This window comes from Gemmatimonadota bacterium, assembly GCA_026706845.1.
Taxonomy (GTDB): domain Bacteria; phylum Latescibacterota; class UBA2968; order UBA2968; family UBA2968; genus VXRD01.
The window spans coordinates 1-10343 of the sequence record JAPOXY010000126.1; the positions used below are offsets into that span (position 1 = coordinate 1).

10 protein-coding genes are annotated in these 10343 nt (G+C 51.0%); 7 read left to right on the forward strand and 3 right to left on the reverse strand.

The genetic code is table 11. The features are described 5' to 3' along the window. Positions 1–13: 13 nt before the first annotated feature. Entirely contained in the window at positions 14–844 is an 831-nt protein-coding gene (locus OXG87_12320) for a phosphonoacetaldehyde hydrolase (GenBank protein MCY3870336.1), read from the reverse strand. Between the two features lie 32 nt (positions 845–876). Here OXG87_12320 and OXG87_12325 point away from each other — a divergent pair, with 32 nt between their 5' ends. Further along, positions 877–2025 carry a phosphonoacetaldehyde reductase gene (locus OXG87_12325; protein MCY3870337.1) on the forward strand — a complete coding sequence of 383 codons (1149 nt, stop codon included), beginning with the start codon at positions 877–879 and terminating at the stop codon, positions 2023–2025. A gap of 13 nt (positions 2026–2038) precedes the next feature. Continuing rightward, a complete protein-coding gene (locus tag OXG87_12330; protein ID MCY3870338.1) occupies positions 2039–3997 on the forward strand; it encodes a hypothetical protein in 1959 nt (652 codons plus the stop codon). A gap of 14 nt (positions 3998–4011) precedes the next feature. Here the strand turns inward: OXG87_12330 and OXG87_12335 are convergent, their stop codons facing one another. Together OXG87_12335 and OXG87_12340 are read right to left on the reverse strand one after the other, a co-directional pair. Further along, on the reverse strand, positions 4012–5415 hold the full coding sequence (locus OXG87_12335) for a sulfatase (protein MCY3870339.1): 1404 nt from the start codon (positions 5413–5415) through the stop codon (positions 4012–4014). A 69-nt stretch (positions 5416–5484) separates the two neighbouring features. Continuing rightward, positions 5485–6507: a Gfo/Idh/MocA family oxidoreductase gene (locus OXG87_12340; protein ID MCY3870340.1), complete on the reverse strand. Its 1023-nt coding sequence runs from the start codon at positions 6505–6507 to the stop codon at positions 5485–5487. A gap of 185 nt (positions 6508–6692) precedes the next feature. On the opposite strand from OXG87_12340, the gene OXG87_12345 reads away from it, so the two are divergent. The 5 genes from OXG87_12345 to OXG87_12365 all read left to right on the forward strand — a co-directional run. Next, entirely contained in the window at positions 6693–7133 is a 441-nt protein-coding gene (locus OXG87_12345; protein MCY3870341.1) for a rhodanese-like domain-containing protein, read from the forward strand. A gap of 69 nt (positions 7134–7202) precedes the next feature. Then, the gene (locus tag OXG87_12350; protein MCY3870342.1) at positions 7203–8243 is read left to right on the forward strand and encodes a methyltransferase; all 1041 of its coding nucleotides are present in this window, start codon (positions 7203–7205) and stop codon (positions 8241–8243) included. Between the two features lie 292 nt (positions 8244–8535). Continuing rightward, positions 8536–9411, forward strand: coding sequence for a xanthine dehydrogenase family protein subunit M (locus OXG87_12355; protein MCY3870343.1), 876 nt, complete (start codon positions 8536–8538; stop codon positions 9409–9411). A 4-nt stretch (positions 9412–9415) separates the two neighbouring features. Next, positions 9416–9892 (forward strand): (2Fe-2S)-binding protein, encoded by a 477-nt coding sequence (locus OXG87_12360; GenBank protein MCY3870344.1) that lies wholly within the window; start codon positions 9416–9418, stop codon positions 9890–9892. A 15-nt stretch (positions 9893–9907) separates the two neighbouring features. Then, a partial coding sequence (locus tag OXG87_12365) for a xanthine dehydrogenase family protein molybdopterin-binding subunit (GenBank protein MCY3870345.1) occupies positions 9908–10343 on the forward strand: 436 nt, incomplete at its 3' end.

Genomic DNA, 10343 nt, shown 5'->3' on the forward strand with positions numbered 1-10343 from the left:
TGAGTATTGCGTCTCAGGGACAATCGCCGCGTGTGAGTCTGCTCTGGATGTCGTCTAATACAGCAGGCACATCCCAGATGCCATCGACGACATAGTGTGCGCCGGACTGATGCATGCGCTGATATACAGCCTCGAGTTGTGTTTGCAGTACTTCGGGATCAAGGCGGTTGATTTCTTCTTCGTTTAGACCGATTTCATTTCCTGTTTTTGCAAGTCCAATAGTCCACATGCCGGCGTTGAGACCTTCTTCGATGCCGGGGATCGTGTCATCGACCTTGACACAGGCTGCAAAGGGATACACGCCCAGTTGCATGGCATTTTGCACACACATCCACGGTGCTGGGCGGCCTTCGGGTACGTCGGTCGCACATACGGTTGCGTCGGGTTCGTAACCTCGTTTTTTGGCTTCTTCCTGCAATAGTGCCATCATTTCGCCTGTATATCCGGTGGTTGATCCTATTTTTAATCCGCGCTTGCGAAATGCGGCAACTGCTTCCAGTGTACCGGGAATCAAGTCGGCGTATTCAGCCAGACAACTCAGTTGCAAGGGTACAAATGCTTCAAACATCTCGTCGATATCCGATTCCTCCGGTGGTCGATTGTAGGTATCTTCCCAGCGCTGGTGTACAGATTCGATTTGAGATATTTTGCGAATGTGGACTTTCTTGTGCGCCCCCATCGGTGCACGCGCCTCGGCCATGCTGATAGGCACTCGCATGCGTTCGTACACCTGGCGAAAGACTACGGCGGGCGCGTAACATCCGTAATCCATTGTGGTTCCCGCCCAATCTAACAAAATGGCTTTCAGCGCACCGCGATATGTACGTCGAAAATAAAAATCCATTTTCTGTCCTTTCTGATTTATTGGCGAAATGAGTGAATCGTCTTGTGAAACAGATTACCTGCATGGCACCCGGGGCTATTGAGACTGTGCAGTCTTTGTTAGATGACAGAGCCGCGCGGTCTGTTTTTGTTGTGGCTGATCGCACAGCCTACGATGAATCGGGTGCAAAAATGTATATAGAAGCCGCATTACAGGGGCGCATCCATACTATCTTTGATGATTTCGCGCCCAATCCCAAATACGCCGATGTGATACGCGGTGTCAAATTATGGCACGCACATCCATGTGATATGATGATTGCCATAGGTGGCGGATCTGCAATTGATATGGCCAAGCTCATTGGCATTTTCGGTACACATCGCGGACAATACCGCGAACTTCTTACAGGGAATATACCGATTCGGGATAAAGCCGCACCTTTAATCGCCATTCCCTCCACAGCGGGTACGGGGAGTGAAGCAACGCATTTTGCTGTGGTTTATGTCGGGGAACAAAAATATTCCGTTGCACACGCCAATGTGCTGCCAGACTACGCAATTATCGATCCCAATCTGACTACCAATTTGCCAGCTTCTATTACCGCACATACGGGACTGGACGCACTGTCACAGGCTGTTGAATCTCTGTGGAGTGTGAATGCAACCGCGCAATCGCGTGTTTTTGCAAGCGAGGCTCTGACGCTGGTGCTCGATAATCTCGAGGCCGCTGTTCACCGTCCCACGCCCGATGTGCGTGCCAATATGTGTCGCGCTGCCCATCTATCTGGCAAAGCGATCAATATCAGCAAGACCACAGCACCTCACGCGATTTCCTATACGCTCACATCTCAATTTGGCGTGCCTCATGGTTTGGCTGTGGCTCTGACATTGGGTGCAGTTTTAATATACAACAATGGGGTAGTCAGTGGTGATTGTTGGCATCCCAAAGGTGTTGCTCAAGTTCAGAAAGATATCAGAGATATTAACAGGCTGATAGGGGTTGCGAGTTCTGAAGAAGCGCGAAAACACATTGACGATCTCATCGGCGCCATTGGTTGTCCGACCCGTCTGCGACAGGTCGGTGTGGATACTGACGCAGACCTGGAAATACTTGTGCAGAATGTCAACACGGAACGTCTAAAAAACAATCCCCGTGCCCTGTCGCAGTTTGAGCTAAGACAGATACTCCAGGAAATCCATTGAATCAAGAGGTATTATGGCAGAGGCTTTAAAAGAGGTTGAGACAACACCCGATCGTCAGATCCGGTCGCCGATTTCGGTTTGGTCGCTGTCGATTGGTATTGTATTGACGGTGCTGGCGACGAATGCGGGGTCTTACGCGCGATTTATTTTGCACGCGACCCGCCTGGATCAAAATCATCTGTCAATGGCGGCGGTTGTGCCTTTGATGGTGCTGGTGTTGTTTGCAAACCGATTCTTGAAGTTGAGCCGGGGTGAATTGATTGTCATTTTTGTGATGCCATTGATCGGGGCCACTATGCCCACGTATTTTATCGGCAAGATGGTCGCCAATTTTACGGTGCCCCATTATCTGTCTTCGCCGGAAAACCAGTGGGCGGTGTATTACGAGACGCTCTTGCCCGAGTGGACCGTGGTCCCGGGTGGCGAGGGCCTGAGGTGGTTTTTTGAAGGGCTACCGCGCGGTGCGTCCATACCCTGGACGATATGGCTGGTGCCGGTTTTCTGGTGGATGACGGTAATTGTCGCCTATTATGGATGCGCTTTGTGTTTGATGGTAATTTTGCGGAAGCAATGGGTGGAGAACGAGCGCATTGAATATCCCTTGATGGAAGTTCCACTGGCGGTGCTGGAAGAGCCGAAAGAGAAGGGCTTTTTTCGTATTCCGATTCTAAATCTACCGCTTTTCTGGATTGGATTTGGATTGACGTTTTTCTGGGTGCTGTGGAATGTGATCAATCATTTTAATCCTTCGTTCCCGCAGATCCCTTGGCGTTATCCCAATGTGGTGTTCGACCGGGTATTTCCACCTATTTCGATGCGTATGTACCCGGTTGTGGCGGGATTTGCCTATTTTATCAAGCTGGATATTCTGTTCAGTCTGTGGTTTTTTAACTTTTTTACTACGATGGAAATGGGCCTTTTTAACCGATTGGGTTATAAGGAGGTCATTTTTGACGAATACTCTACGAATCCGCTTTCGATTGGGGCGCAATCGCACGGTGCAATCATTGTCATTGTTCTCGTTGGATTCTGGATGGGGCGAGAACATCTGAAAAATGTATTTCGCAAGGCGTTTTACAATGATCCAGAAGTAGATGACTCGGGCGAGATTATGTCTTATCGCACTGCCGCGTTTGGATTGATAGGGAGCGCGCTTTATCTTGCTGTGTGGCATTATAAGACGGGGATGGAGTTGAAGTTTATCCCACTGTTCCTTTTTGGCGTACTGGTGATGTATTTGGGACAAACCCGTCTGATTGCAGAGGCAGGACTGATTTCGCTTCGCGCAGCGATGTGTCCGCAAATTTTTTCATCGGTCATTCTGGGTATTGATTCTTTGGCATCGCGCACGCTCGTTTCTATTGCTATCTCTCATTCGTGGTGTAGCGATATCAAGACGACGATTATGCCCGCGCTGGGGCATTCGACAAAGTTGTTCGATACCATCCAGACGAATAGGCGACGCTTGCTCTGGGTTCTGATTCTGGCGATGGGTGTGGGCGTGTTTGCCACATTTTTGTACACGATCTATATGGGCTATGTAAATGGTGCCGCCAATTACGGTGGAATTTTTACCGGTGAACTGGCGCGCTGGCCCTGGGATGATCTGGTCAAGAAGTCGAAGGATCCGTGGGGTAGAAATTGGGAGTTGATCGGTTTTTTGTTCGGAGGGGCGGCGTTTACCTTGCTCCTGATGTTTGTGCGCTATCGCTTTCCCGGTTTTCCCTTTCACCCCATTGGATTTGCCGCTGGTCCTGTGGGTCCCGTGCGATATGTCGTTCTCCCAATTTTTCTGGCGTGGTTTGCCAAAGCTATTATTCTCAGAATTGGTGGCGCACAGGCATATCGGACAGCGCGACCCTTTTTTATCGGTCTGATCCTCGGGCATTTTATGGGGGCAGGTACTTCGTTTGTCATCGATATGATCTGGTTTCCCGGACAGGGGCACAATATTCCATTTTCAGATTGGTAACATTCTATAGTACGTCATACAGTAAATTCTGGGCGGCCGAGGGCATCGGTGGATTCTTTACGCTGGTAGATGGGGATTTCGCCGCCAGCGTCTTCGAGAATGCGGCGTTTTGCCCGTTCGATTCTATCTGCGGCTCTTTCGGCGATGTTCTGGGTGCAGTCCGGGTCTGATTCCAGGTCGAAGACGCGAGGCCCAGAAAAGTTCACCTGAGAAAAGAACCAGGTGGTATTGTCTTTGTACCAGACGGAATTGCCGTAGCGGCATGTTAGATAGTCTCGCTGGCTGAATGTGCCGGAGGATTCAACGATGGGCAGCAGGCTCTGTCCGTCGATTTCTCCGATTGGTGAGACGCCAGAAATGTCGAGCACTGTTGCGGGTATATCGAGGGTATAGACAAAGGCGTTGGAGATGGTTCCGGCGCTTTTGTTTTGCGGGTGTCGCAAGATCATCGGGATACACATGGTGCCCGGATACATGTAGTCTGCGGGTTTGCCGATTATGCCTTCGGTATTGTCGGCGAAATTTGTGCCGTGGTCGCTCAGAAAAATGACCATGGTATTGTCCCGCAAGCTCACTCTGTCGATTGTATCGACCAGCCGTCCAAACCAGGTATCCACCATTGTGACGAGTCCGGCATAATTGGCGCGAATAGAAGCGAGCCGATCTTCGTAGTCGGGATTGGCGCTCAGGGGACCATAAGGTACATTGAGACAAATGGGTACTCTGTCTTCGCGGCTACCATACAGGTCGTAGTAATGGAGTGGTGCTTCCCATGTTTCGTGGGGGGTAAAGCTATCGACATAGAGGTAAAAGGGCGTGTTTGAAGCGTTTTGCTCCAGAAATTCAATGGCAGCGCGAAACGTCCGCGCAGCGGGCCAGGTCTCTTCGGGACGCTGGGGTTGCACATTGACCAGATGGGCGCGGATCAGATTCTGAGGCTGTCCTTCTCTGAGTTTATAGCATTCGATCAATGCCGGGTCTGCTGCGGCTATGGCGCGATAGCGATCCTCTGCCTGACCGCGAATGAATTCCCATTGGCGGAAGCCCCGCGTAAAATTCATTCCAGGAACAAAGTAATGGGGGACATCGGCAAAGAAACCGGTGTGATAACCAGCCTGCACGAGGGCTTCGGCGATTGTACCCTCATCACCCGACATGGGTTGCCATCCGGCGAGATAGACATTGTCCCAGGGAACGGGACTATAGTCTTTGAAGGGAAAGGCTCGGCGTCCGGTGTGAAGGGTTCGCCGCGTCGGGATGGTGGGCAGGCACTCGGGATGGGCATTGGTGAAGCGCACGCCCTCTTCGGCAAATTGGTCGAGGTTTGGCGTGTGGATCCAGTCGTTTCCGTAAGCACCCAGGAATGAGGTGCGAAACGTATCGGCTACGATGACGACGATGTTCATAGGGTCTGACATTGAGATCTCCTTTGGGAAGAGCAGTGTGTAAGTGTATTAAAACTATATTTATCCAAGAGTATTTTATAGCTATTCATTTCCCCAGGGGTATGATTCCACTCGTAGAGATCGATCCACATCTGACAAAGCGATTTTCGCCCCCCCTTGCTTCGAGGAGTGATGGATGGCAAATCCTATCTCTGTGGCTCTGCGCGCATGATTGATGTCACAGGCCGTGCGACCACCCGTTTCAATAGCTTGCACGAGGTCGCGCACCATTGCAGGTCCCGTCGGCCACGGGTCTTTGTCTGTGGGAAGACTGAGGGACTGGTAAGTATTTTCTCGGCAGAGATGGGCGTGCGTTGCGTCAGAGAGGATGGATAGATGACCTTTTGTTCCCGTGATTTGAAAACTGGGGCCTTTGCCGCCATCCATCGTAATGTAGGCGACAACGCCATTGTCCATACCAATTTGAGCACGTGCAGGCGGATCGAGTTTGCGGCGTTCATCGTCTGAATCACCGTGGTCAATCAGACCGCTGACCCATAAGGGTTCGGGATCGCCCAATAGACCCAGCAAGGCGTCGTACCAATGGCAACCGTGATTGATGGTGTTGGGCAGGCCATAAGCGACGAGACTCGTGATGGTTCCGATCAGATCGCTCAGGTCCCGGCGAAGATGGCGATAAGGGAGAGACCAGCGCCGGTCAAGGCCAAAGCAGAGAGGGATGTCCGCACACGCAGATATAATGCGATCCATTTCCGTAAGGGTTGTAGCCAAAGGCTTGTCACAGAGAATACCCCGAACCCCTGCTGCGGCAGCGGCCTCAATCTGATCGGCGTGCATGGTCTGACGCGTGGCAATGCAGATTACATCTGGTTTGATTTTTTTGAGCATGTGTTCATAGTTACCAAAGGTTGGGATATCGCCCCAAACGTCCTGCCAGCAGGTGACAAATTCCGCTCGCGTTTCCGCACCGTAATCGAATATACCGACGATCTCAGTTTCCGGGATGGCTCGAAAAGCCGCGGCAAAATTGTGATGGGTCAAATCGCGCAACAGCATGCGGTGGCAGCCCGCAACAGCGACCCTCAGTGTGTTTTCTTTGGCCATCTCTCTGGTCCTCCTGTAAACTATTTTGATTATTGAAACCCAAAGTAATATATCCAGCGACAAGAGTAAAGAACTGAAACGCAATAAATGCCCAAACGAGATTCAAGACTTGCCCCACCCATGATTTTGCTTATTTTGTAAGCAATATATTCCAGAAGCAATCATCTCAATATTGGGAGTTTAATATGGCGATTAAACAGCTTGAACCCGGAGAAGCAAAAACCGCGATGGATGAGGCAGAAAATTCGGTATATCTCGATGTGCGCACGGAAATGGAATTTGCCCAGGGGCATCCCGAAGGCGCTATCAATATCCCCATTGCAGTTCCCGGTCCGGGGGGCATGGTGCCAAATCCCGATTTTCTGAATGTTGTGCAAAAAACACTGTCCGATAAAGAACAGCCCATTTTTTGTGGCTGTCAGAGCGGGATGCGTTCACAGATGGCTACGGATTTGATGGCGCGGTTGGGGTATTCAAATTTGGCCAATGTTCAGGGCGGCTTTGGCGGAAAAGTCGAAAATGGCGTTCTCGTAGTGGTGGGATGGCGCGATTCCAATTTGCCGGTCGAAACCGATGTCAATGATTCCAATTCTTATACGGGCATTAAGGCGCGGGCAGAGTCGTAGCTTGATTATTTCATTTGAAGAAGAATGGAATAGAATTCTCCTTTTATATTGTGGCAGAGTGTTTTGCAAGTGATTAAAACAAAAGAAGCACAAGCCAGGGAAGCATTTGTTGACATGGCAGATGTACAGGTCGGTAGCCGGGTGCTGGATCTCGGCTGGGAGGGAGACTGTCTCGTATGCTTGCGAGAGACAGGTGCTCGGGTGACTTTTGTGGGGGAGGATATTTGCGCCGTGCAAAAGGCAGAAATACTTAGGGTGGAGGGGATACTCAGTACAATGCCCGCGCAGGTGATTTCCGACGTGCGTGTCGTATTTTACAAACCCGCACAGAGATCTGCCAAGGGGCAGGTATTTGAATGGATTGATCAGGGCTTTCAGGCGCTTGAAATGGGCGGCGCGCTTTATCTGGCGGGCCAGCGCAATCGCGGCATTAGAAGTTATGCCGCGTATTTGCATGCGGTTTTTGGCAATAGCAGACGTGCAGGACGCGTGGGCAGAGTGGAAATTTATAGCGCAAAAAAGGAGCAGAATGATCCTTGCCAAGCACCGGTTGACAATCGAACGACATTTGAATTGCGCGATGTGCCGGGCAGTCCATATCGCGTTGAAACCCGTGCGGGCGTTTTTTCACGGGATGGGCTCGACAACGGGACGAGATTGCTGATCGACTGCTTGAAAGTTCGCCCCACCGACCATGTACTGGACTGGGGGTGTGGCTGGGGCGCACTTGGCATGGTTGCAGCGCGTTTATCTGTAAAAGGCAATGCAACACTTGTCGATTCGAATATTCGAGCTGTTTCCTGCGCGGAGGAAAATTTGAAACGCAACCAGATTTGCAATGCGGTGGCTCGTGTGGAAGATGCTCGCATTATTGACCGGCGCGAGAAATTCGATCTTATTGTTTCCAACCCGCCCTTTCACGATGGCAATGCTGCGGCACACCCCCTAATTGAGGGTGCTTTTAGGGCACTGAGACCGGGAGGGCGTTTGATGCTTGTTGTGATGCGTCCAGAAGCGTATTTGAAACACATCCACAGAGTTTTTGGACAAGGGGAGATCATGGCTCAAAAAGATGGGTATGTCGTTCTTGAGGCTCATATTGGGAACTAATGTATCACACAGGCGTTTATCGCAATGAAGTATAAGGTCTGATAGTTGGTCCTGGGCTTCCGCAAGCGTTCAGTCTGGTCCCCTCCCACCAGCTTGGGCGTCTCGCGGAAGCCCGCTTTTTTGTGGTTGACACATCCATTTTCAGAGCGTTAATTCTCTCCCGCCAAAAGGCTTGACAGCCCGGAACTCCGGTTGTATTCTTAACTTCTCAGAAAAATTCAAAAGCATCCGCAGATAAATGAGTAATGGACGCAAATAAAATCTGTCGGTTTTAATAAAGAGGAGGAAAATTTTGAACGCATTTGATTATGAAGCACCTCAGTCTGTAGATGAGGCTATTTCTCTGCTCAGTGCGGGAAATGGCAATATCGGCATTCTGGCGGGTGGCACGGACTTGATCGCGCAGTTGAAGGAGGGGCGCAAGATCGATTTGATGATTGATCTCAAGCGGATCCCCGAAGCAACTGCGTTGAGTTTTGATGAGGACAGCGGTTTGAGTATTGGTGCGGCAACACCGTGTTCCCAAATTTACGGTTACGATGTTGTCGAAAGCCGTTATCCCGCGCTTGTAGATTGTACTTCGCTCATCGGTTCTATTCAGATTCAAAATCGCGGATCTATTGGAGGCAATTTCTGCAATGCTTCGCCCGCAGCGGACACCCCACCTGCTGTCATTGTCCTTGGTGGCGCATGTCGTATTGCTGGTCCAAATGGCACGCGTGAAGTCGCCGCAGAGAATTTTTTTACTGGTCCGGGGCAAAGTGTTCTTCAATCTGGCGAGTTTCTCGTTTCTATTCAGGTGCCAACTCCGGCTGCCAATTCGGGGGCGTTTTTCCTGCGATTTATTCCGCGCAATGAAATGGATATCGCAGTCGCCAATGCTGCGGCCTCTGTGGTTTTGGACAGCGATAAAGCAACTATTCAAGAGGCCAGGGTGTCAATTGGAGCTGTCGCTCCCACTCCCTTGCTCGTTGCCGATGCGGGCGCAGCACTCGTGGGGAAAGCAGTAGATGACGAAGACGCTATAGAAGCGGCGTGTGCAGCATCGCGCGCAGCAGCCAGGCCAATTAGCGATATGCGAGGAACTATCGAACAGCGGGTTCACCTGTCCGGCGTTTTGACGCGCCGAGCCATTCAGGGAGCCATTCAGAGAGCAAAGGAGTCTTGATCGCATGCCAGGAAAAGTTCACGTTACAACGACAATTAATGGAGAATCGGTCGAGTTTTTGTGCGAACCTCGGCAGACAATTCTCGAGGTTTTGCGGGATCAACTCGATCTTACGGGCACGAAAGAGGGTTGCAGCAATGGCAACTGCGGCGCGTGTAGCATACTGGTCAATGGCGAGGTTATCGATTCCTGCCTGATGATGGGTGTCGAAGCCGAGGGGCAGGAACTCACGACAATTGAAGGCGTTGCAAGTGCCGATGGTTTGCATCCTCTTCAGCAAAAATTTCTCGAACACGCAGCCCTTCAGTGCGGCATTTGCACACCGGGCTTTATTGTGGCCGCCAAGGCATTGCTCGATCAAGAGTCGGATCCTTCGGAAGAACGCATTCGGTTATACTTAGCGGGAAATCTGTGCCGTTGCACGGGTTATGACAAAATCGTCCGCGCGGTGCAAGACGCCGCGTCTGAAATGGCCGAATAGGGAGGTGATCCCATAATGGCGACAAAAACAGAAGATTATCTGGGCATTACGGATTACAAAGTTATTGGCACCAGTCCGATACGGCACGATGGCGTCGATAAAGTCGTCGGTCGGGCAAAATACGGTGCAGATATCGATATGGCAGGCATGTTGCACGGGGCAGTTGTGCGCAGCCCACACGCGCATGCGCGGATCAAATCAATAGATACGAGCAAGGCAGAGGCGCTTGCAGGTGTAAAAGCCGTGATTACGGTTGACGACCTGCCTTTACAAGAAGATAAAATTGAAGACCTGGGTGAAGGTGCTGCCAATCTGCAGCACCTGCGCGCAAATGTGCTGGCCGATGGCAAGGTATTGTATCACGGCCATGCAGTTGCAGCGGTTGCCGCAACAGATATTCACACAGCGCAAGAAGCCGTTGATTCGATTGATGTCGAATACGAGGTGTTGC